This window comes from Rhodopirellula sp. P2, assembly GCF_028768465.1.
In the GTDB taxonomy this organism is placed as follows: domain Bacteria; phylum Planctomycetota; class Planctomycetia; order Pirellulales; family Pirellulaceae; genus Rhodopirellula.
Genome location: NZ_CP118225.1, coordinates 6,045,819 through 6,068,573, shown reverse-complemented (window position 1 = coordinate 6,068,573; position 22,755 = coordinate 6,045,819). Strand labels below are relative to the sequence as shown.

Genomic DNA, 22,755 nt, shown 5'->3' with positions numbered 1-22,755 from the left:
GTGCAAAGTTTCAGGTAACACGTCACGGAACGTCCTAGGGGACGCTTCGCACAAATGGCAACTGAAACTTTGCTGCTATGCATCACTTCGGTCGTCGAGGAAAGAACGGGCGGATGGATGCGTCGACGATCACTCGAACGTGATCGCCTCGCCGGCCAAACGACATCAGGCTCAAGTCGATGGTTCGGCGGTCTTCGCTAAGCGTGATGATGTCGCTGATGCGCGTCGCGTCCAGTTCCAAGCCTTGTCCAAACGGCAGGCTGGCGGCGCTACGGAACGAGAACCGGCCATCGGTTGCGAACAAAGTTTTGTCTTGAACAATCACGCCGAGAATTGGTTGTTGAAACGTGATGCTGCCTTCGACCAATTCCAGGTTGCGAATCATGGGACGTTGGCGGTTCGTCTGGGGGTCGGCTGGGACCTCGGGATTGAACATCAAGAGGAATGAACGCACGCGGCGATCGGTCGGAATGACCGATGGCAACAACTGTGTCGCCTTCGTGTAATGGCCGGGGTCTGTGAAGTCGACTGAACAAGGCGATTGCAATCGAGTCGCATAACCTTCAGGCAAAACAAAGATGCGGCGGTCACTTTGAATTCGGTTGACCAAACGCGGCCACGGTGGAGCAAAGCGGAACGCGCCCGTTGATTTGAGGATTCCTGATCCAAACGGCCACAGCTTTTCGAAACGCCGGGTCTCGAAAACGATGTCACTCATGCTGCCATCGGAAGACAGTTCCACGCTCTGACCTTCGGTCAGCAACCGCTTTTGATGATCTTTGTCCGTGACCACCTCCACTTCGCCGTCGAAGACCGACACCTTGGACAATCCCTCGCGGTCCAGTTCGATTCCAAATGCGGTTCCCAAGTCGATGACTTGCGCCGACGGCGTGTCGACACGAAAACCTTCGGCACCCGGCGGGACGGTGGCGGACAGAAGCCCGTAAGCCAATTTGGTTCGATCAATCGATTGCAATTCGTACGATGCCGGGCCTTCCAGCGTGACCTCGACACCACTGTCGAACTGCACCTGCACGATGCCGGATCGAAGACGAATGGTTTGGGCGTCCAAACGGTCGCCGGATTGTGAAGCGTGTTCGTCTTCCCACGCCGCATCGATGGACTGGACCAAGGTCGCAAAGGTTGTGTCGGGCTCGCCATCAGGATCCGCTGGTGCAACGGAATTCTGAGCGATGGATGGCCCTGTCGCTCCGTTGACATTGGTGGGTTCATCGGCCGTACGAATCGCCCATCCAGCCACCAACACAATCGCGGCTGCGATGGCGGCAATCGTCCACACCATCCGCTTGCCTAGCGGAGAAGTCTCGGGGAATACCGGAGACGGCTCGATCGAATCCGATTTTGCCGAATCTGGAGCCGTGAATTGTTGCCAACTCAGTTCAGCCGTCATCCGTTCGTCGAAGTGAACGGCATCCGCGAATCGTTTCGCATGGTCTGGATTTGCGTTGATCCATGTTTCCAGCTCGGACAATTGATCTGGCGTCAGTGTTTCATCCAGATAGCCGTCGATCAGTGTTTGAATGGGCGTGCTCATCCGTTTGCACCCTCCGAAACGAATTTGTCTTCGATGCATTCACGCAGTTGTTCTCGGATCCGCTGCAAGGCTTTCGATACCGAGTTCGCTGTCATCCCAATTTGTTCGCTGATCGCGATCGGCTTGAGTCCCTTTTGGTATCTCAGTTCGCAGATTTTTCGGGAGCGACCTGATAATTGATCAATGCACGTCGGCAAATGATCCAGTTCCTCCGGAGGCGATGATTGCTCGAACGTCGACTGCAAATTCGCGATCGTTTCTTCGTTGAACACCAGACGATCACGTCGACGACGTCGCAGGTACAAGCTGATTTGGTTGCGAGCGACGCCAATCGCCCAGCCCTGGAACGCTTGCGAGGAATCGTAGGAATCGAAGGAGTTCAAAACCGCGAGCGCTGTCTCTTGCAGCACGTCTTCGCGATCGCGGCGATCTCGGACCACCGACGCAACGAAGGCGGCCACCACCGGCTGAGCCGAGGTCCACAATCGGGTCGCATGGCGTGTTGAATCGTCCACTCATAACTCCTGGAATTGGGTTTGCATCAGTTCCTTATCCGCTCCATTCAAATCATGACATGAAAGCGGCCGTTTTTTCGAAATTTGTGATTCCGCCGTCCTCCACAGGTCCAATGGTTCTCAACCGCTGGAGTACGATGGAGCCCCATTCCCACCTCAGCAGACCGGCCTGAACAAACGTTTGCCTGCCTGTCCCCACCTCATGCACCCCACATCCAGATGACTCAATCTGAAATTGAAAAGCAATTTTCCAGGCTCGATCGACGTTCGTTCTTGAGCAGTTCCGTCACGAAAGGACTTGCCGTTGGAGCGATCGGAACAAGCGGTTCGCTTTGGAAGTCGCTGGCGTCTGCTGACGATGGAAAGCCGCCCAAACGCATTCTGCTGCGATCATCTTGGCAAACCGTCAACATCGGCGACATCGCCCACACTCCGGGTGTGCTCAGCATCCTTCGCGAGCACCTGCCCGACGTGGAAGTCACCCTTTGGCCGTCCAACGTCGACAACGGCGTGGAAGAATTGCTGCGAAAGGAATTTCCAACGCTGAAGATCGCCAAACCAAGGTCAGAGGAGTTGAAGCTGGCCTTTCAAGAATGTGACTTCCTGCTGCACGGATCGGGAGCGTCCATCGTCGCCGAACGTGACTTGGTGCGGTGGCGAGAGGAAACGGGAAAGCCGTACGGCATTGATGGCATCACTTTCCCGATGAAGAAATCCTCTGCCACGACGGCTCGCAACGAAGAAGCAATGGCTCGGTCGGTTGAGGTGTTGAGCCAAGCCAGGTTCGTCTTCTTCCGAGACAGCAAATCGCTGGAACTCGCCAAGAGTCTTGGAGCGTCCGCCCCTGTGATGGAATTTGGGCCCGACGGTGCCTTCGCCTGTGACTTGCGAGACCAGCCCGCCGCGGATCGATTCTTGGACGAAAACCAATTGGAGCCGCAGAAGTTTTTGTGTTGCATCCCGCGACTGCGCTACACGCCGTACTGGACCATCAAGCCCAACGTCAAATTTGATCCGGTCAAGCACGCTCGCAACGAAGCGATGAAGGAGCACGACCATGCACAGCTTCGCGAAGCAATCGTGCAAGTCGTGCGTGAAACGGACCACAAGGTTTTGGTGTGCCCCGAAGATCGAACTCAGATGGCGGTGGGCAAAGAAATGCTGATCGATCGTTTGCCAGAAGATGTGTTGTCGCGAGTCGTTTGGCGACCAAACTATTGGTTGACCGGTGAAGCGGTCAGCGTTTACATGAACAGCGCCGGGTTGTTTGGCAACGAAATGCATTCACCGATCATGTGCATCGGCCACGGAATCCCCGCGATCGTTTGCCGTTTCGAGGAACAAACCAGCAAAGGCTACATGTGGGAAGACATCGGCTTGGGCGATTGGTTGTTCGATCTGGATTCAGAAACGGATCGCAACCGCATCGTGCCAACGGTATTGCAAATGGCGAAGAACTTCGAAGCCGCCCAAGCCAAAGCCAATGAGGCTCGCCAGTTCGTCGAAAAACGCCAACGTGAAACCATGGCGGTTCTGCAGAGCGAGCTCGCCAGTGTTTCCTGACAATTGAGCGCGAAAAAATAATGGAGTGGATTCCCGTGAGCCGTTTGGGCTTGTGGCGGCCATGCGTTTGCGCAAGTTTTCATCCCGGTAGGGATGTCAGATGGTAAGCAGTTCGGCAGGAGTCTTTCAGCATTTTGAATGTTTTGGGTAGCGTCGTTGCTCCCACGTCCAACCGGGGCGAACGCCCAAACGGCTCACATGGTTTTGCCCGATCATTCCTGCCGACCTGCTTAGCCGAGGGTTGCTGCGTGGGACGTTCGAAAAATAAATGGTGGCTGGCGTCTGGGGATCGCCCCGGATGGGGCCGTCTTGCTTCACTCGGGAAGGAAGCCCCGAGAGGCCTCGAGTTCACAACCCGACGCGTGAGCGAGGGACCCACAGGCTCGTTGCAATGGCACGCGTTCCCTCGATCACGCCTTTTGAAGTTGCAATTTCGCATTCGGTTTTGTTGGCCAAAGGCCTTCATCATCGTAGCCTGGGGCATCACCCCAGGGATAGAAAACGAAGGGAAATGAGTTGGCCAACGGCCAACATCAACCTTCGGGTTGTGATGGGTGGTCTTGTCAGACTCTGACGGGCAAGAGTGCCTTTTCATACCCCACATCTCGAAACACCAAAGATTAGCGTCTGATCAGAGTGGATTAGTGTTCCGCCAGAGCGGCCGAGGGAACACTAATCTCCGCTGATCGAACACTAATGGTCCTTGGACAAGAGATGTTTGGATTCAAAGCGCCTGTGTTCCCAACGCAAGCGGCTCCCAAAAGATATGGGGTGCAAAAAGGCAAGAGTGCCCATCCTACATGCGTTGAAACGTCGTTGAGGACTGAGTCGACCAGCCGTCACCGTTTGGCGCTTTGATTGCGAATGATGGAGGCCGCTCGCACGTTGCGTGACAAACTGCTTCTCACCGTGCTGTATGCAACCGGTTTGCGAGTCGCGGAGGTCGCCCGTTTGCAGTGGTCGGATTTTGATTTCGATCGCCAACAAATCCGAGTTCAACTTGGCAAAGGCAAAAAGGATCGCTACGTCATGCTGGCCGACGATCTGTTGCCGCTGATGAGGCAGTTGTGGCGGCACACCAAAGGAGTTGGCTACCTGTTTCCTTCCGAAGGCAGGCGTGTCGACCGGCATCTTTCTCCGAGGACGATCCAACGTGCGGTCAAGCAGGCTCGGATTCTGTCGGGAATTGGCAAGGCGGTCACGCCGCACAGTTTCCGCCACAGCTTTGCCACGCATCTGATCGAATCCGGTACCGACATTCGGTTCATTCAAAAGCTGCTCGGGCACACCAATTTGGAAACCACCTCGCTGTACACCAACGTCGCACGAATGAAAGCGACGGCGGTTGCCAGCCCACTGGATCGGTTGAGGGACGAACCCGGTTCGTCGTCGGAGTCTTCCGGTCGGCAACCGAAGCCTCGGCCTTCCGTGGGCCGGATGCGGCTTGAGCTGGATCCGAATCCCGATTCAAACGGCGCGTATGCGGTGACGTTGGGCGTCTGGAAGGATGGTCAATTGCTTCCCCTGCCGGGAATGCGAGCGACGATGCCGCGCCAAGATTGGGTTTCTTTGCAAATCCCACTGCAAGACATCTGGGAACCGACGCTGCGTTGTCTCCCCGCGGCACAACGAGAGCGATTGGAGTCGCCCGAGTTCTTCTCGCAGGTGCAGCGAGAGGTTGCCAAGCGAATCCTGCGAATCAGAGACGCGGAACCTTCTCAGGCGATCAAAACCTAGCCCCCTCGCAACTGCGAGTTGGATTCTGCCCCGCAGGACGTTCGTCTTGTCTGCCAGCGGGGAAGGTGTGATTGCCACCTGATTTCAGTGTGAAAAACACCGCTTTTCACACTCGTGCCTCTGTAGCAGCGAACGCAACACCGCGTCCCCGCACACTCGCCCGGTCGCACGGTGCTGCAGACCGAGCCCCCTTCAGCTAAAATCAACACCCGTTCTCCCCCATTTCCAAGCATGTACGACACCCTGTCGTACAGAAACCCGTTGGACGACCTCAGCGTATGATAGTGCGAGCCGCAATCTTTCTGCTCACGTTTGCCATCGTTGGCTGCGGAGGCAAACCACCACCTTCAAACACCATGTCGAACCACTCTGGAATACACGCGAAACTTCGCGATCACTTCGCACCAACCACCGAGGCCGAGTTGGCCAAACTCGAAAAGCACATCGGCCATTCACTTCCGAACGACTATCGTGATTTCTTGCTCAAAACGAATGGGGGCGTTTTCCACGATTACGTCGTAATCGGCGACGCCGGAGTCAAGGACGTCTCGGCGGTCAACGCGGGGCAAGAATGGGCGGACCTAAAGTGGAATTTTGACGTAACGAGAGATTGGATTCCATCCAATCTACTTCCCGTAGCGTCCGCTCCGGGCGGCGACGTTTTCGCAATGAAGCTGGATATGCCAGATGCTGGCCGTATCTACTTCCTCTACCATGACATGGAAAACGACTTCGGTGACCTCCCAACCGTTGCCCAGTCATTTACTGATTTCCTAAACGGGATCATCCTCGATCCAGAGGCGATGGAGGAAGACAAGTCGGATGACCCAGCGTTCGATCTAATTGACCGGGACGACATTGCTGGCTTACGCCAGCAACTTGACAACGGCCTCAACGTTGACCATCGCGGTGAGCTAAACAAGACACTCTTGATGCATGCTGCATGGAAATGTCGACTTGAGATCATGAAACTCCTGATCGAACGAGGTGCGTCGATTGATGCAGCGGATGATGATGGTCACCGTCCGATTTTCTTTGCTGTTTTCACGCATTCCCCAGACGCGCTTAAGATGATCGTCTCACACGGGGGAAACCCCGGCGATTTTAATTCGGACGGCCAGTCAGTTCTGATGCGCGCCGTCGACAATCCGTCATACCGCTGTGTGGAGGAACTTTTGCGGCTGGGGGCTGACGTAAACTACAAATCACCGGATGGTGAAACTGCGCTTTCCGTTTGTTGGGAAGAGGATGTCAAACCGCTACTACTTCAAGCCGGTGCGAAGTAGCACGGTCGTCCAACATGGTTTTTACGCTAAGGCCCTACGGGCACACCTTCGTCCTTTGGCAACGATCGCTGGCCTTGGTACAATTCTCGTAGTTCTGGCATCGCTCGCTTCGTTCAGGGCGGTGTCGTAAAAACCTTCCGTTGTCCGACCCTAGCGTTTCGTGATCGCACTCCAATACGAATACCACGATGCTAACCTTGTCTCCGCGTCGTTCGGCCCGCGACGTGAGGCATCATTCGTATTCGCCCTATATCCAATCTTCTATCCAGAATGTCCGACCGTCACCTTGCGGTTTGGCGGGTTGTTCAACGACGACGCTACTTCTCGATTCGTTGCGGCCATCAACGCTGAACCGGTGGACGACGACTCGTATCTTGCGCGCTGCAACACAATCCAGATCGACGCGAAGAAGCCGTCGAATGATGGCAACATCTACGTTTTCGTCGACTTGGAGTACTTCGGGCAAATTCGCGTTCACTGCAAGCATCTTTCCGAGGTCATCGCGTCAACGTAGCGTCCGGGTCGGACAACATGGTTTTTACGCTGGGGCCTTCGGCACACCTTCCGCGTTTGGCCACGCGGGCTGGCCTTGGTACAATTTCTCGTAGTTCAGGCATCGGTCGCTTCGTTTAGGGCGGTGTCGTAAAAACCTTCCGTTGGCCGACCCTAGGTTTTCCAAAACGCCATGTCGCTGGATGAATACCGCTACCTCTGGGACGGATCACAACCCGGGTGGACGCTTCATCGCGTCAACCAGATCGACTGGACGGTCACATTCCACTTCGATGCAACGGGGCCAAGCGCCCTCGAGGTGTCGGCCATGCGCACGCTGCTGGACTGTTTTCGTGATTTGCCGATGGCTGCCGTTTGGGCTCAACTCCGTGATCGTTCGTCCTATACGACAACTGATTCGGTTGGCAACCTTGAAATGCGCTGGCTCGTCGATGCCGCTGACCGTGCGGGCCTCCGAACGACCCCCAACCCGACTGATTCCGGCGGGCTCCTTCCGGTTCACGTCGATGGACACGCACTGATAATCGAGGACGAGAAACTTGCTGCCGAGGTCATGCTGTTGATGCTCGACGCGGGTGTGCCCGCCACTGATGTCCACGTCGATTGATGCTCGCCGGGTCGGCCAACATGGTTTTTACGCTAGGCCTTCGGCACACCTTCCTTGGTTGGTCACGCGGGCTGGCATTGGTACAATGCTTGGCAGTTCAGGCATCGCTCGCTTCGTTCAGGGCGGTGTCGTAAAAACCTTCCGTTGCACGACCGCAGCGTAACCAGATGCAACGATTCAAGACTCGCCTTCGATTACTTGCCGAGAAACTCGGCGGATCGCTAACCTTTGGACACGACGGTTCGTTAATCGTCATGCTCTCGACTGGTCGCGTTCACTTCCAACCACTTTCCCGCGATGAAATGCGGTGTGACGTTACGCTCGATGGCGACGAATTCTCCCTTACCGCACGCAAAACCCACTGCTTCGACATCGTCGATCGGCTGTCTGCACCTCATCTCGCACCAAAACTGAAGCGATACGCACCCAACTTGCTCATTGAATTGTCCGAATACATCCGCGATGAACAGGCTGGTGACCGAATCGCTGACCTAAAACGGAAGGTAATTGCTGATCCAACGATCGTCTTCGCGGAACTGGGCGGCAATCGTTGGATTGCCGAATACTACCATGGATACCTAATTCTCTCGGACGACCTATGCTACGGTGCAACAAATATGGTCGAACTCTAACGTGGTTCGGCGGTCGTGCAACATGGTTTTTACGCTGAGGCCCTCCGGGCACACCTTGGCTTTTTGGCAACGGGCCTTGGCTTTGGTAGAATGTGATGTAGTTCAGTCATCGCTCGCTTCGTTCAGGGCGGTGTCGTAAAAACCTTCCGTTGTACGGCCCAGATCAATCAGATGGACACCGAACTGGTAACCGCAACTCAGGTGTTTGAACTCGCCGCGGGGCGAGTCGTGGTTGCTGACGAGTTCTTTCACGATTTCGCTGATCGTTCGGCACCCTTCGATCTCGACGTCGTTGTGGTTTCGCCGTCTGGTGATCGCGTCCCCATGACTGCGTGTATCTCGCGTCCACTGATCCATGCACGACCGCCTCGTGCACCGGGTTTCGTCTGCACATTCGACGGCACGACAAAATCTGCCATTCCTGTTGGTTCCCGCATCGTGCTGCCTAGCGCGTAGGGCCGTACAACATGGTTTTTACGCGAGGCCTGCGGCACACCTTCCTTGGTTGGTCACGCGGGCTGGCATTGGTACAATCTCCCGTAGTTCAGACGTCGCTCGCTTCGTTTAGGGCGGTGTCGTAAAAAACCTTCCGTTGGGCGGCACAGTCAAATGAGTAGTCACCAACTCATCACTGGAAGCGAAGCCGCAGCGGAACTGGTTCCCGCTTCGGTCGCGTACGATAATCACATCGTTCCGCTACGCATTCTCGCAGGCACCCTCATCGTAGCGGCGGCATCGCCGCTCTCCACCGAAACGCAACAACGCCTACACTTCATCCTCAACCGCAACGTTCGTGGCGTGATTCGGACAGCCGAATGGATCGCCGTTCGACTCCACGAACTATACGATGATCAACCTGAACTCGATGATGCCGACGTTGGCGTGACTTGGTACTGGCCCAACTGGCATTGGTACGATGGTGACCAGCTCAACGTCAAATGCTCTGGTTGGGAAGGCTCGTCACATTGGTCTGGTTGCGCTGAATTCCCGCCCGATCACCCCGACCACGACATGTGGCGTTGGATCGTCTCTGTCCGCCAGTATCGCCGGCTGGTTGACGCGAAAGAGGTGCCGAGTATCCGCCGAATCTGGAGCCGGTACGTAGCGCGGTGCCGCCCAACATGGTTTTTACGCTAGGACTTCGGCACACCCTCCTTGGTTGGTCACACGGGCTGGCGTTGGTACAATCTCTCGTACTTCAGGCATCCCTCGCTTCGTTTAGGGCGGTGTCGTAAAAACCTTCCGTTGTGCGGACGAGGCCAAATGCCCGGTTGCTATCTTCGTATCGCTGGCACAGAGTTCGATCCCGATTCGTTCCTTGCGACTGCCACACTAACTGCCACCAGAGTTTGGCACGTCGGCCATCCACTTGCCCCATCGGGGCCGCGCGCGTCGCGTTTCCGTGAATGGGCAGGATTCACATGCGACGTTAGCGATGCCGATGGCAACCTCGAACGGCAGGTCGATGACGCGATTGCGTACTTGACACAACACCATGACAGCCTGCTGCTGCTCAACGCGGACACCACAATCGACGATCGGCGACTCGACTTCGGTTTCGATTCTCGCCTTGATGATGTTGCCGTGCAGGGCGAATGGTTGCCGGTTGATTTCTTGAGACTCGCTGCCGACCTTGGCATTGGCGTTGCCTTGTCGTTGTATCCTGCTTGTTCCGACGACACGTAACGCAAGCCGTCCGCCGCACAACATGGTGTTTACGCAAAGCCGCGGCTGTCGTCATTGGGAAATCGTTTGGTGGTTTGGAGTCGATCGCTTCGGTCGCGTTCCCTCTGATGCCAGCCCGCGAACGCCTGCGATCTTTGGCAACGTGCGATCTGTTAGTAAAATGTTTGGTGTGCGACGTTTTCCGCTTCGATCAGAATCGGCGTCGTAAAAATCTCCCGTTGCACGACCGAGTCTTCCCAGATGCCAACCGTTGATCCAACAATCGCTGCTTGGCAAACCGACCGTCACGAAATTGGCATGCTCGAATTCGCGCCAACGGAGTCCGCCGCGGAACGATTTCCGCATTGGCAGCTTCCGGATACTTCGACCTTCCTTGGAATGCTTGAATCTGACGCACTCTGCTTGCTCGCGGACGGGACTCTCTGCGTTTACGACCACGAGGTTGCTGACCGCGTGCTATGTGTAGCTGCGCCCGACCAATCTTCGCTGATTTCGGCCTTATCCGACATGGACGCGTTCTTCGAGCGTTGCGGCGATGACGACGATCTGGCCGATGACGAATCGGCCAACGTCCAGACACGCGAGAAATGCACAACGTTGGTTGGTGGCTCTGACTACGCGGGATTCGTGCAACTGTTCTTTTGGGCATAGCGGCTTGGCAAATCACGGTCGTGCAACATGGTTTTTACGCAAGGCCGCGGCTTCGTCGTTGGAGTACCATTTGGTTTGCCGTATTGTCCACTTCGTTGCACGGTCTGGTTTGCCACGCCGCGGACACCGCCTCTTTGGCAAAGTGGTTTCTTTTTGGTAAACTGTTTTGTGTTGCGACGCTTGTTGACTTCGGTGAGAAGCGGTGTCGTAAAAACCTTCCGTTGTGTGCCACGGCTGAATGTTGTGCTAGTCGAATCGCAATCACAGTTTGACGCTTGGCTCGACGATAACCATGACCTCCACGATGCATCCGTAACCGCAATTTCTCCTCTGCCAGCCGGCGCATCACTACCCGAAACGGTCACGGTCACATTTCGCTTCCAGATCGCTGGTGGCTATGCGGCGGGTGACGAACGCACCATTCGTACCATCACTCTTACGGCACACGGAATTCGCGAATTCGCCCTCGATCCGAATGGCTGGCATCCCGACAACTGCGCTGAGGGAATTGACCTCCTCGACGTTGCTGATGGCGTTGGCTTTGAAATCGACGTTCCTTCTCCATTCTAGCTTTCTGCTGATAGGTTTGAAATCGTCTCTTCCTCGGATACGACTGAACGCGTCCCTGAATGGTTGAGCGATACGGAGTTCAATGTTGCCTCATCCAGCAAAGTGCCACCGACGCCCTTTGAATGGCTGGCCTGCTTTCAGACTGCCGGTCATAACGTAACTTGGCGGTACTATGCTGGCGACGAACGGTCACCGTCGCAGGTGCCGCAGGACGCATACTCTGGTTGGTTCATTCAGTTCCACCATCGTTTAACCGACGCTACTGGTGGCCTGCTCTTCGATTGGTGTTCCGTCCGCGACGACGGATACTCAATTAATATACGACTCAACGATCTCGCTTGCCGCGAACTATGGATCATCGCTGGCCGCTTCCTGTCTCAATTGCCTTCTGCGACTATACGATGCGGTAACGCAACTCTTAGCGCCAACGTCTTTCAGTCTCATCTGGAGTCAACGCGTAACGGCGGGGCAAGTGGCGCATAACTATTTAGGATTTGGGGTCAGCGAGGTGCGAGCCTGAACCCAAATCCTTGTTCAAGGCGAGTCGCTTTTTGGTGGGGACACTCCGGCGATTGTTCCCTAGTGGTTTTGTCCGCTGCGGCGTGCTCTGGCGGAGGGCTTCGTGCGAGGTTCGGTTTGGCGCGGTGGTTTGGGCAGCCGCTCTGGAAACGCAGAACGGTGTTTTGAATCGGGCAAGGGCGTTGATCGGCTGTTGGAATCGTGTGCCGGGATGCTTTTCGGGTCAGGTGATTGCGACTTGCGCGCAGGGGCAGCGGAGTCACCGATCAGATGACTTTGAAAGCGACGTGTTATTGGAGCGACGATCTGGATCATGGCGGCGCTCTGGCTGGTTGCGGCAAAGTTGTCGTGGCAGGGGTGTAGCCCAGGTTGATCATCGGGGCGCCGCAGCTGGGGCATTGCATCGCGACCGGTTCCGCCATCACGATCTGCTGGCTGCAAGCCAGTTCGTACTGACGCTCCAGTGAGACAGCGACCAACCAGCGAACCTCCTCGAGGGATCGCTTGCTGCGCGCGTTGACGAATCCGTCGTGACGTACACGATGAAAGCCAGCCGGCAACACGTGCTGGAGCCAACGGCGAATGAACTCTTCCACACGCATCTGCATCGGCTTGTACTGACGCGTTCCGCTGCGTTTGACTTGCAGCGTCAAGTTGGCTTCTTCGAGCGAAGTCGATTCGTCGCACTGCGTGACGCGTCGATTGGCCACCGCACCTCGCATCACGTAGGGGGCCAAGTACGCGACCGCGAATTCGCCGCTGCCGACCGCTTCGCTGTCGACGACGAAGCGTCCCTTCCAGACATCATCGGGGATCGAATCAAAGAACGATTCGGATCGCAGTTTGTCTTTCAGCTTTCCGCGAAACAACCTCTCCAGAATCTGCTCGGGCACGAACACACTGGCGCGACTGCTTTGCCAAACGCCGCCAGCGTCGATGCCGCCGGCGGGAACCACGACGTGAACGTGCGGGTGGTAAACCAGGTCACGTCCCCACGTGTGCAGCACGCTGGTGAATCCCGTTTCGTTCACACCGACATGTCGCGGGTTGGTCGCTGCTTGCTGAAGTGCCTGAGCTGCCGCACTCATCATGGCGGCGTACAGGACCTTCTTCTGTTGGGCGGTCATTCGTGTTCCATGCTTCGCGATGTACTGGTCGCCATAGCGTTTCAAGACCATTGAAACGCCTTTCGTGAAAGGCCTTGCTCGGCGACGTCCCCGTTCATGATCTGAGCGACGATCTGCCTGCCTCTTTCGTCACCCAGGCGTGTCAGGTGGAGGTAGACCTCGGTTGCTTGCAAGTTCTTGTGTCCGAGGTAGCCTTGCAGAACCTTGAGGTTGACTCCGGCGTCCAGCATCGCGGTGGCGTAGGAATGCCTCAGTGTGTGCGGAGTCAATCCGGAGTCTTGCCAGCCCAGCGACTCGGTGACTTTCGTGAACCCACGCTGGATCGTCCTGGCACTGATGGGTTGGTCAGCCTTCGACGCCGGAGTGTTTCTCTGCGTCGCCGGAAGCAACCAGTTTGGATTGCGATGGGTTGCCCAGTGAGCACGAAACGCATCGAGGGTAGCTTGAGGCAGTGGGACTTCGCGTTGCCGGTGTCCTTTGGTGGTGCAAACGCGGAGCATCATTCGATCGGCGTCCACGTCTTGGGGTCTCAAGTGGCGAACGTCGACGCCACGGAGTCCGCAGGAGTACATGGCTCGAAAGATGACTTGCAGATGGGACGCCACGGTGGCGTCAATGAGTTGCCAGCATCGCTCGGGTACCAAGACCATTGGGAGCGTGTTGGACTTGGGTAAGCGGACTGCTTGCAGAGTGGGCCAGTCGCGAGGAACGGTCACACGAAAGAAGAATTTCAATGCTCCGACGATTGGCCGCATCGAACCGATCTGCAGTTGCTGTCTTCGCAGCAAGACATACTGCCGGACCTGTGCTTCGGAGAGTTTTTCCGGGGAGCAAGCGAAGTGCTCAGCCAAGTGGGCGATCGCATTGCGGTAGCACGCGATGGTGCTGGGTTGCTTTCCGCTGAGCAGCAAGTCTTCTCGAAACCGCTTGGCGAGGTCAGAGTGAAAGCGAGTGAGCGTGGCCTTTTTTTGAAGTCATCGTCGAGTTCCTGACGAGGGAGTGAAGTGAAAGACAGGGGGCACCATAATCACCGAAGCAGTCTCCACCCCAACCCCGCCGCAAAGCGGCTCACTTGAACATGGTTTTTACGCTGAGGCCTTCGGCACACCTTCCGTGTTTGGCGACGTGGGCTGGCTTTGGTACAATTTCCGTAGTTCAGGCATCTCTCGCTTCGTTTAGGGCGGTGTCGTAAAAACCTTCCGTTGGCCGCACGAGATCATTGTTGCACGAGCTTCATCCCAATCTGCTTTGGCTTGGCCACGCGTTTGACGTTCGTGAACCTCGTCCGTTGTTCGACGCGGGCATCACTGCGGTTGTTGACGTCGCGTTCGAGGAGTCGCCCGCTCAACTTCCACGGCAATTACTCTACCTCCGCTTCCCGCTCAACGACGGCGGCGGCAATGAACGATCTACCCTTCGTTTGGCGGTTCAATCGCTCGTTGATCTGCTGCACACCGATACTCGTACAATCGTCGCCTGTTCCGCTGGCATGTCTCGTTCGCCAACGATTGCCGCGTATGCGCTCGCGTGTCATCTCGACATCGCACCAGAACTCGCCCTCGAGCGCATCGCCGACATCAAGTCACTGGAAATCAAGGGCGAACTTTGGTCTGATGTGGCTGGCATTTTCCCCAGCGTACGGCGGCCAACATGGTTTTTACGTTAGGCCTCCGGCACACCTTCCCCGTTTGGTCACCCGGGCCGGCTTTGGTACAATTCTCTGTAATTTAGACGTCGTACGCTTCGTTTAGGGCGGCGACGTAAAAACCTTCCGTTAAGCGACCTAGCCATGACCCAATACCAAGACATTCTTGCAAACGCTACGCAACTGCCGATCGACGACCGTCTTCGACTGATCGACGACTTGGCCTCGTCGGTTCCCGACGACCATCCACCACGTCTTTCACCTGAGTGGCTTGCTGAGATCGACCGCCGCAGCAATGAGATTGACGCTGGAACTGTCGAAACTGAAAGCTGGTCAACGATTCGCGCCCGATTGTTTGACAAACACGGTGTCCGCGATGCAGGTTGATTTTCACCCTGATGCGACAATTGAACTTTCCGAGTCCGCCGAATGGTACGCCGAACGAAGTTTGAGAGCTGCTCGCAACTTTTGGGTGGCAGTTGATGTAGCGGTTGCGTCAATCATGGGCGATTCCAAACGGTTCGTCAGCATTGACGATCGGCACCAATCCTGCAGCGTCATCAAGTTTCCGTTTCAAATAGTTTTTCGGGTTAACGACGATCGTATCGTTGTCATTGCAGTTGCCCATGCAAAACGCCGTCCCGGATATTGTCGCGGCCGGTAGCGCTCCGGCCGCACAACTATTTAGGATTTGGGGTCAGCGAGGTACGAGCCTGAACCCAAATCCTTGTTCAAGGCGAGTCGCTTTGTGGCGTCCCCTGGGGGCAAGAAGTGCTGCGTGGAAGTGATCCCGCCTGCTGTCAGGGCCCCCTAGTATTTTTAGATTCGGCGTGGGGACAGCGAACTGAAACGGCGAAAAAACCAACGATTGGCAGTGTTTTTGAATCGACTCGCCACTGAGAAGACACACCTTCCCCGGGCGCAGAACGAATCAATCGCAAAACGGATCAGTCAAATCAGGTCGTGGGGGGCGATGACATCGGCGAAGCTTGCACCATCCAAGGAACCTTGATTCCTTCAATTGCCGACCCTGGGTGTTCAAGAGCATCACGATCGTGACGCCGTCGACTCGGTGAGGTGAGTCATCGCACGCGGTCTCGGTGTAGCGGACCCACATTCTATCCCGCAACAACCTCATTTCAATCGTCCAGTCCGATGTCGCTGCCAACCCGCCGCAAAGCGGCTCACTTGAACATGGTGTTTACGCGAGTCGCTTCGCGATCAACTTCGCTCTTTGGCACCCGCAAAGACTTCCACGGTGGCGTGAGCTCTGTCGATCTTCTCTGGATGCTGCGACAGCGTGATGTTGGATTGCTGCAGTTGGGGGCTGCCGCTGGGGTGTTGCCCGTGACGTTACTTCAGCTCAACACGTGTTGGCTGAGCTGTTTCGGACGTCATGTTCCGTGGGAGTTGGAACACGTCACCCGCCGCGTTGGAAAAGTACAGGTGGGAGTGCGACGGTTTTCGTCCGTGGCCATCGGCCCAGATGGCGAAGAAGTCAGGATGTGCGTCGAGGGCTCGGCGTACGTAGGTGTGGTTCATCTCGCTGCCATTTGTCATTTGCCGCAACTTGGTCCACGTCGCTCCTTGATCGACGCTCTTCCACATCGCCACTTCGCCGCCAGGGTTGTAAGGTTGAGGACCGGATTCGGTCGGGCCAATCACGCGCCAATCATCATCGGCCAACATCCAAAGTTCTCCCATGTCGTAGTTGTTGTCCGAGGTGGTGATCGGCGAACGCTCCCATTCGCTACCGGTCCAGCGTGCCAGCATCCACGTGCGAGGATCGTTCTTCGGCCCGGACTCGTAACCCTTGCTGGTGATGTACAGCAGCACTGGTCGATCGTTCGTGTCGTAGCGAAGGTCTTTCAGGTACACGTTCAGACCTTCCGTTTCGTAGTCGTGGATCAAAGCCTGGTTGTGAACATCCTTGAGGGGCAGCGTCAGTTCTTTGCCGTCGACCGTCGTCCACGTGTCGCCGTTGTCGGCTGTCTCGATGTAGTACAGGTTGGTTCGCCAATTGAGGCCTTTGCCTTGCGGGTGATAGTTGAACGTCGAACCCGCTTTGGAGGCGCCGACGCCACTGACTTGGTAGTGCCCTTGCCCAATTGCCGCCAGTTTTTGCCACGAGCTCCACTCGCGACCGTCGGGACTGTTCATGAAGCAAATCGTGCGAGCGGCAGGGTAGTTGTAGCGAGTGAAGAACGCTTGGAAGCCGTTGCCCGAGTGCCACATCTGCATGTAGGAAAAGTTGGTGATTGGTGTGCGGTCGTCTCCGTCGGCGCGGGTTGCCTCCACCAATTCGAATTCGTTGATGTCGAAGGGGCGTTTGCTGCGGTGGATGTAGGAAGGTCGCGATTGTCCGTGGGAGGTTGAGAAGATCCAAATGTGACCTTCGTCGTCGATGGAAATCACGGGGTTGTCATGCGCGTCGTCGGTTTGCTTGTCCAGTAGGATCGTGGGACGCGGCACGGTGTTGGTTTCGTGGTCGAAGTAAGAAACCATGTGAAGCAATTTGCGACTGTCGCCCGCCGTTGCGCCTCCGAAGCAGAAGAATGTCTTGTTGACTTGTTCGCAGTGGATCGCAAACGGTTTGTGTTTGGCGCAGTAGGTCCCCAGCCCGCCGCTGTACTTGTAAACGTATTCATCTCCCGAGGGCTGGTTCATGTACCAAATGCCTCGATAGCCATCGGCTTTCTGGTTCAAGGTCACCGGTTCTTCGGCACTGGCAAAGTCAGCCCAAAAGAGCGAAGCCAGTGCGATCAGCATGGTGGGCATTCCGAGATGTGTCTTCATGGTGCTTTCTTAGGTGGGGAGGTTGGTGGCTAAACAGGTAGGCAGGTGTCATCGGGTATGTGAGCCGTTGGCGCTAGCCACGGTTTTCACGCACAACCGGGGCGAACGCCCAGACGGCTCACATGGTTGTGCTTGATCATTCCAGCCGACCTGCTTATTCACGTGCGGCCGTTGCCGCGGCGTGGATGAAATCGCCTCGCGTGGTGGTGCCATTTGCCTTTGGTAGAATGGCGAGTGGCACGCCGATCGACGCAGCCAACGCACGCCAGCGTTGTTCCAGTTCGGGGTCCAGCGTTTTGTCCAGTTCGACTGCGTGCCACGGAGCGGCCTCGCTGTACTGCCCGTGCAGTCTCTTCCCACGTGGTTTTCGTGGTGTGCCCTCCGGATAAAGTTTCAGCAATCCACCAGCGGCGCCCCACCACTGGACGGCGACAAAGTCAGGCGAGTTCGGCAAGACATCGCTGGCATAGATCGTGGCAGAACCGTCCGCGTGAAGGTGGTGCTGCAGTTCCGAGATATCGACCTGTTGCACGGGGCGGTCGCGCTGCACGGCCAGAGCCGCTGCATGTCCGGCGGCTTGTCCCAACGACATCCAAACCGGCTCCAAACGCAACGCGCAGAAGCCGACGTGTGATGACGACACGGCCCCCGGCACCAACAAATTGTTGACCTCCTTGGGTAGCAAGACTCCATAGGGAATCTGATACGGCGGCACCGGGTTGTAGAACTCACCGCTGTGTTTGCCGCCGAATCGCGGACCTTCGTGGTGGGTTCCGTGGCAGTTGTTTCCATAGTCCGCCATGGCAATCGAGTCGGGATGAAACTTCGCCCGAGTGCCTTCCGCCGCGTACTCGCTGTCCGCCTGAGTGTAAACGTGGACGCCCTGCATGCGGCGGGCTTCACGCACATACAGTTGTGGTGGCAGATGATCGGTGTCCAGGAATTCGTCCCGGCACCATCCCCATTGTTTGGCTTCTTCGCGAAACTCAGGGGGAACTTCCAAGTCGTTCTGCAGAAAATACAGCAGGCCGACTTGGTCTCTCAGATGCTCGGCATAGATCGCTTGGCGTTCTTCAGGTGTGCCGTCTGGCCAACCAAGGTTTTTGCCTGGCAATGACAATCGCACCAAGCCTCGCGAGACATCGTTGATGTCGTACTTGCCGCCCGGTAGCACGGGCTGATGAGCCTTGAAAATGCACTTGCTCGGATAGTCGAACACACGTTGGATTTTGTCCGACTCAATTGCATCCAGCACGCCCACAAATTCTTCGCGTCGGTAACCAGGCGGAGCAACCGGAGTCACCCGGTTGGTTTCGTCTTGGGTCATGATGAAGCGAAAGTTGTAGGCTTGCAGTTGATCGTCCGCGGTTTCTGGCGCTAGTGATTCCCCGTGTTCATCGCGACCCTCGCGGCCGGCGCGCCAGGGGACTCCCGCCATCGCCATCAAATCGCCTTCGTAGCTGCCGTCGACAAAGACGCTGCCGCGAACGGTCCGCGTGTTGCCTTGAGGATCGACCAAGGTCGCTGATTCGATCCGGTTTCGCGGTTTCGATTCCTTCAGACTCAGCGTCGTGAGCACATGTTGTCGGATCAGTTCGACGCCGGGTTGTTCGTCCAGCAACGCATGGAACACAGCGAGGTTGACTTTGGGTTCGCCAAACGTGCCGTGGTAAGAATCTTGAACGTGCTGCGATTCGGGGCCGTGGGTTTCGGCATAGTGGGTCTCTACGCGATTCGCGAAATCAAGAAACGCCCCGCTGAGGCTTTCCAGAGAGTGGAAGTCGGTGTGGGACAATCCACTGGTGACCAGGCCACCGATGCGGTTGGTGGGTTCGACCAACAGGACGGATCGACCCGATTTGCCGGCCGCCACCGCTGCTGCAATGCCGGCAGGTGTGGCACCGTACACCACCACGTCCACCTTCGGATCGGCGGCCACTGCTGGGGGTGCCTTGAAACCGGAAAGCAAAATGATGGCCCCGACCAGCCACACCAATCGACTCATGTTGAAACTCCACAGGAAGAAACGGTACGAAGCACGGCATCATAGCCTCTTCGGCGGACGGGTTTTCGACAGAGGAGCCCGTTTGATCGACGAGTGTTTGAACGCTCGTTCACCCCGACCTTTGCTGCTCTCATTGCCAGGAAATCATCCAGAGATGATCCAACCGATGAGACCGGCGAACAGCGTGTAGTAGAGGAATGCGGGCAGGGTGCGACGTAACACCAGGCCTTCTTGTCCGAGCAAGCCCACCACCGCGCAGGCGGCGACCACGTTGTGAACACAGATCATGTTGCCGGCTGCACCGCCAACCGCTTGCAGTGCGACACCCCAAGTCGGATCGTTGCCGATGTGCTGCGCGACCGAAAATTGGAACTCGGAAAACATCATGTTGCTGAACGTGTTGGATCCGGCGATGAATGCGCCCAGCCCACCAACCAGCGGTGCGACCAAGGGCCATCCGTCGCCCATCCAATGCCCGGCTTGCGTCGCGAGCACGATCGGCATCTTGTCCAGCGTTCCCTCTCGACCGCCGTCGGAATGGATGAACACTTGGACCATTGGCACTGAAAACAGCAGCGGGATCGAAGCCCGAGCGATCATTCGAAAACTGCGACGCCAGGCCAATCGCGTTGCCTCGATTGGTGTTCGATGCAGTGCGATGGTGAGCAGCGAGACCAAGACGAAAATCGATCCGGGCAGATACAGCGGTTCGATGCGAACACTGACTGACGAACAACCGAAGATCGAATCGAAATTCCACGCCAACGCGCGAATGGCTTCCGTCACGGGCGGCACCAAACGGGTGAGCAACAACAGCACCGCGACCAACAGGTAGGGCGTCCAAGCCAACCAGGTCGGCAGGACGCGACTGGCAGTCAGTGGTGCATTTGCATTGAGTTCCGTTTTCGTTTCTGACGCTGGGCCGGTCCATTCAGGCGGCCAGGTGGACGATTCCGCGAACGTCCACACCTTCCCGTCCCGTGGCATCATCCAACCGCGACGAGCGGCCGTGGTCACCAACGTCAAACCGACCAACGCCCCGATCAGCGAAGGGAATTCCGGTCCCAGAAGGACCGCCGTCAGCACGTACGGCACCGTCATGGAAAGTGAGGCGAACAGAGCAAATCGCCACACTGCCAAGCCTTCCGAAAACCGACGATTGGCACCAAATGTTCGCGTCAGCACACAAACCATGATCAGCGGGATGAACAAGCCGACGGTTGCGTGCAGCACTGCGACTTTGACTGCAATCAAGTGCAGGAATTCGGACCAGGGGACGAGCCCCTGCTCGACCGCCAGTGCTTGTGCCGCCGTGGACCCGGACAACCCCTTGTCCACCCCGACCAAGATCGGTGTCCCAACCGCTCCAAACGAGACCGGTGTGCTTTGAATGATCATGCCGCAAAAGACCGCCGCCAAGGCTGGGAATCCCAGCCCGACTAACAGCGGGACGCAGACGGCCGCCGGGGTGCCGAAACCGGCCGCTCCTTCGATGAACGATCCAAACAACCAAGCGATGATGATGGCTTGAACCCGGGCGTCGGGCGAGAGGTTGCTGAAAGACGACCGGATGGTGCTGATTGCGCCGCTGACCGTCAATGATTCCAGCAGCAGAATTGCGCCGAAGACGATGAACAGCAGACTGACGGCAATGATCACGCCTTTGAACGCTGCCGCCGCAACTTGTAGAGCAGGGACTTGCCAAACCAAAATCGACAGCGCGGCGGTCAAGACGAACGCGACCGGCATCGCGCGAGCAGCCGGCCAACGCAGCCCGACCAGCAACACACCCACGGTCAGAATCGGCAACAAGGCGACCAGTGCGAGCATCAGTGTTGCCCCCAAGGACGCGAGCCCTTCGGTGACAGACCGGTCGGATCATGGACTGTTGATGGGCTGGGACGCATTGCAAGTTTTGAAGTTGGGTCTTGTCGATTGATTTGATTGGCGATCTGCCATGAACATCATAGACAAGGGCATCGCCCATGGATGGAGGGTACGTCACGGCGAAGTTGCGCAGGCTCTGGGGGGTGGGACGGTTGCAAATCTGCGGTCATGAGCGGGCAACGTGAAAATCAAAGCGAGAGGGGCGTTGGCGGTGGACGCGAGTGTATCGAGGGAAACGAATCGGCGAAGTCCTGGAGGGACGGCAGGTGGTGCCGGCGGATTGACTCCTGTCGCCCCTTCAGGGCTTGGTGGGGTGTTGGGGGAGTTTGTTTCCACGGGCTGACGCCCGTGGCGACAGCATGTCGTCCCTGTCGGGACTGAGTTGAGACGTGGCGACAACGTGTTGTCCCTGTCGGGATGGAGGTGAGTCGCGAGGACTGTGTGTCGTCCAATTGGAATGGAGTTCGATCGCGAAATCGGGTCGATCGGATGCCTCCGCGCACCAGCCACGAAGTGGCGACAGGATGTAGCCATCGGCGCCAGCCGATGGGTATCGAGGGAAACGAATCGGCGAAGTCCTGGAGGGACGGCAGGTGGTGCCGGCGGATTGACTCCTGTCGCCCCTTCAGGGCTTGGTGGGGTGTTGGGGAGTTTGTTTCCACGGGCTGACGCCCGTGGCGACAGCATGTCGTCCCTGTCGGGACTGAGTTGAGGCGTGGCGACAACGTGTTGTCCCTGTCGGGATGGAGGTGAGTCGCGAGGACTGTGTGTCGTCCAATTGGAATGGAGTTCGATCGCGAAATCGGGTCGATCGGATGCCTCCGCGCACCAGCCACGAAGTGGCGACAGGATGTAGCCATCGGCGCCAGCCGATGGGTATCGAGGGAAACGAATCGGCGAAGTCCTGGAGGGACGGCAGGTGGTGCCGGCGGATTGACTCCTGTCGCCCCTTCAGGGCTTGGTGGGGTGTTGGGGGAGTTTGTTTCCACGGGCTGACGCCCGTGGCGACAGCATGTCGTCCCTGTCGGGACTGAGTTGAGACGTGGCGACAACGTGTTGTCCCTGTCGGGATGGAGGTGAGTCGCGAGGACTGTGTGTCGTCCAATTGGAATGGAGTTCGATCGCGAAATCGGGTCGATCGGATGCCTCCGCGCACCAGCCACGAAGTGGCGACAGGATGTAGCCATCGGCGCCAGCCGATGGGTATCGAGGGAAACGAATCGGCGAAGTCCTGGAGGGACGGCAGGTGGTGCCGGCGGATTGACTCCTGTCGCCCCTTCAGGGCTTGGTGGGGTGTTGGGGGAGTTTGTTTCCACGGGCTGACGCCCGTGGCGACAGCATGTCGTCCCTGTCGGGACTGAGTTGAGACGTGGCGACAACGTGTTGTCCCTGTCGGGATGGAGGTGAGTCGCGAGGACTGTGTGTCGTCCAATTGGAATGGAGTTCGATCGCGAAATCGGG

General features: G+C 57.1%; 20 protein-coding genes and 1 pseudogene. 11 read left to right on the top strand and 10 right to left on the bottom strand.

Annotated features, from left to right (window positions below; translation table 11 throughout):
- Positions 1–82: 82 nt before the first annotated feature.
- Together PSR62_RS21400 and PSR62_RS21395 are read right to left on the bottom strand one after the other, a co-directional pair.
- Positions 83–1,555 carry a FecR domain-containing protein gene (locus tag PSR62_RS21400; RefSeq protein ID WP_274405013.1) on the bottom strand — a complete coding sequence of 491 codons (1,473 nt, stop codon included), beginning with the start codon at positions 1,553–1,555 and terminating at the stop codon, positions 83–85.
- Positions 1,552–2,070 carry a sigma-70 family RNA polymerase sigma factor gene (locus PSR62_RS21395; protein ID WP_274405012.1) on the bottom strand — a complete coding sequence of 173 codons (519 nt, stop codon included), beginning with the start codon at positions 2,068–2,070 and terminating at the stop codon, positions 1,552–1,554. Before PSR62_RS21395 ends, PSR62_RS21400 begins: the two co-directional genes overlap by 4 nt.
- 219 nt (positions 2,071–2,289) lie before the next feature.
- Here PSR62_RS21395 and PSR62_RS21390 point away from each other — a divergent pair, with 219 nt between their 5' ends.
- The 6 genes from PSR62_RS21390 (at position 2,290) to PSR62_RS21365 (ending at position 8,408) form a co-directional block, all read left to right on the top strand.
- A complete protein-coding gene (locus PSR62_RS21390; RefSeq protein ID WP_274405011.1) occupies positions 2,290–3,633 on the top strand; it encodes a polysaccharide pyruvyl transferase family protein in 1,344 nt (447 codons plus the stop codon).
- 864 nt (positions 3,634–4,497) lie between these two features.
- Positions 4,498–5,370: a tyrosine-type recombinase/integrase gene (locus tag PSR62_RS21385; protein WP_274405010.1), complete on the top strand. Its 873-nt coding sequence runs from the start codon at positions 4,498–4,500 to the stop codon at positions 5,368–5,370.
- Between the two features lie 356 nt (positions 5,371–5,726).
- Positions 5,727–6,656 (top strand): SMI1/KNR4 family protein, encoded by a 930-nt coding sequence (locus tag PSR62_RS21380; RefSeq protein ID WP_274405009.1) that lies wholly within the window; start codon positions 5,727–5,729, stop codon positions 6,654–6,656.
- A 160-nt stretch (positions 6,657–6,816) separates the two neighbouring features.
- Positions 6,817–7,170 (top strand): hypothetical protein, encoded by a 354-nt coding sequence (locus tag PSR62_RS21375; protein ID WP_274405008.1) that lies wholly within the window; start codon positions 6,817–6,819, stop codon positions 7,168–7,170.
- A 171-nt stretch (positions 7,171–7,341) separates the two neighbouring features.
- On the top strand, positions 7,342–7,776 hold the full coding sequence (locus PSR62_RS21370) for a hypothetical protein (protein ID WP_274405007.1): 435 nt from the start codon (positions 7,342–7,344) through the stop codon (positions 7,774–7,776).
- Positions 7,777–7,943: 167 nt separating this feature from the next.
- Positions 7,944–8,408 carry a hypothetical protein gene (locus PSR62_RS21365; protein WP_274405006.1) on the top strand — a complete coding sequence of 155 codons (465 nt, stop codon included), beginning with the start codon at positions 7,944–7,946 and terminating at the stop codon, positions 8,406–8,408.
- A 102-nt stretch (positions 8,409–8,510) separates the two neighbouring features.
- Here PSR62_RS21365 and PSR62_RS21360 read toward each other — a convergent pair whose 3' ends face one another.
- Positions 8,511–8,765 carry a hypothetical protein gene (locus PSR62_RS21360; protein WP_274405005.1) on the bottom strand — a complete coding sequence of 85 codons (255 nt, stop codon included), beginning with the start codon at positions 8,763–8,765 and terminating at the stop codon, positions 8,511–8,513.
- Between the two features lie 252 nt (positions 8,766–9,017).
- Here PSR62_RS21360 and PSR62_RS21355 point away from each other — a divergent pair, with 252 nt between their 5' ends.
- Positions 9,018–9,545, top strand: a complete 528-nt coding sequence (locus PSR62_RS21355) for a general secretion pathway protein GspE (protein WP_274405004.1) — start codon at positions 9,018–9,020, stop codon at positions 9,543–9,545.
- Between the two features lie 195 nt (positions 9,546–9,740).
- Here the strand turns inward: PSR62_RS21355 and PSR62_RS21350 are convergent, their stop codons facing one another.
- On the bottom strand, positions 9,741–10,118 hold the full coding sequence (locus PSR62_RS21350; protein WP_274405003.1) for a hypothetical protein: 378 nt from the start codon (positions 10,116–10,118) through the stop codon (positions 9,741–9,743).
- A 354-nt stretch (positions 10,119–10,472) separates the two neighbouring features.
- Here PSR62_RS21350 and PSR62_RS21345 point away from each other — a divergent pair, with 354 nt between their 5' ends.
- Both PSR62_RS21345 and PSR62_RS21340 read left to right on the top strand, forming a co-directional pair.
- Positions 10,473–10,745 carry a hypothetical protein gene (locus tag PSR62_RS21345; protein ID WP_274405002.1) on the top strand — a complete coding sequence of 91 codons (273 nt, stop codon included), beginning with the start codon at positions 10,473–10,475 and terminating at the stop codon, positions 10,743–10,745.
- Between the two features lie 27 nt (positions 10,746–10,772).
- A complete protein-coding gene (locus PSR62_RS21340; protein ID WP_274405001.1) occupies positions 10,773–11,315 on the top strand; it encodes a hypothetical protein in 543 nt (180 codons plus the stop codon).
- 830 nt (positions 11,316–12,145) lie between these two features.
- Here PSR62_RS21340 and PSR62_RS21335 read toward each other — a convergent pair.
- From PSR62_RS21335 to PSR62_RS21325, 3 genes and pseudogenes are all read right to left on the bottom strand, one after another.
- Complete coding sequence (locus PSR62_RS21335) at positions 12,146–13,012, bottom strand: IS91 family transposase (RefSeq protein ID WP_274405000.1); 867 nt, start codon at positions 13,010–13,012, stop codon at positions 12,146–12,148.
- On the bottom strand, positions 13,003–13,677 hold the full coding sequence (locus PSR62_RS21330) for a tyrosine-type recombinase/integrase (RefSeq protein ID WP_338020240.1): 675 nt from the start codon (positions 13,675–13,677) through the stop codon (positions 13,003–13,005). Before PSR62_RS21330 ends, PSR62_RS21335 begins: the two co-directional genes overlap by 10 nt.
- Positions 13,666–13,884: pseudogene (locus PSR62_RS21325) on the bottom strand (phage integrase N-terminal SAM-like domain-containing protein); the annotation flags it as partial. The gene PSR62_RS21330 and the pseudogene PSR62_RS21325, both read right to left, overlap by 12 nt.
- A 365-nt stretch (positions 13,885–14,249) precedes the next feature.
- Here PSR62_RS21325 and PSR62_RS21320 point away from each other — a divergent pair.
- Both PSR62_RS21320 and PSR62_RS21315 read left to right on the top strand, forming a co-directional pair.
- Positions 14,250–14,627 (top strand): protein-tyrosine phosphatase family protein, encoded by a 378-nt coding sequence (locus PSR62_RS21320; RefSeq protein ID WP_274404999.1) that lies wholly within the window; start codon positions 14,250–14,252, stop codon positions 14,625–14,627.
- Positions 14,628–14,750: 123 nt separating this feature from the next.
- Positions 14,751–14,993, top strand: coding sequence for an addiction module protein (locus PSR62_RS21315; RefSeq protein ID WP_274404998.1), 243 nt, complete (start codon positions 14,751–14,753; stop codon positions 14,991–14,993).
- Between the two features lie 966 nt (positions 14,994–15,959).
- On the opposite strand, the gene PSR62_RS21310 is transcribed toward PSR62_RS21315, so the two are convergent.
- The 3 genes from PSR62_RS21310 to PSR62_RS21300 all read right to left on the bottom strand — a co-directional run bounded on the left by PSR62_RS21310 (position 15,960) and on the right by PSR62_RS21300 (position 21,237).
- On the bottom strand, positions 15,960–17,384 hold the full coding sequence (locus tag PSR62_RS21310; RefSeq protein ID WP_443217454.1) for a BNR-4 repeat-containing protein: 1,425 nt from the start codon (positions 17,382–17,384) through the stop codon (positions 15,960–15,962).
- 172 nt (positions 17,385–17,556) lie between these two features.
- Complete coding sequence (locus PSR62_RS21305; protein WP_338020239.1) at positions 17,557–19,314, bottom strand: FAD-dependent oxidoreductase; 1,758 nt, start codon at positions 19,312–19,314, stop codon at positions 17,557–17,559.
- Positions 19,315–19,551: 237 nt separating this feature from the next.
- Entirely contained in the window at positions 19,552–21,237 is a 1,686-nt protein-coding gene (locus PSR62_RS21300; RefSeq protein ID WP_274404995.1) for an L-lactate permease, read from the bottom strand.
- Positions 21,238–22,755: the final 1,518 nt, after the last annotated feature.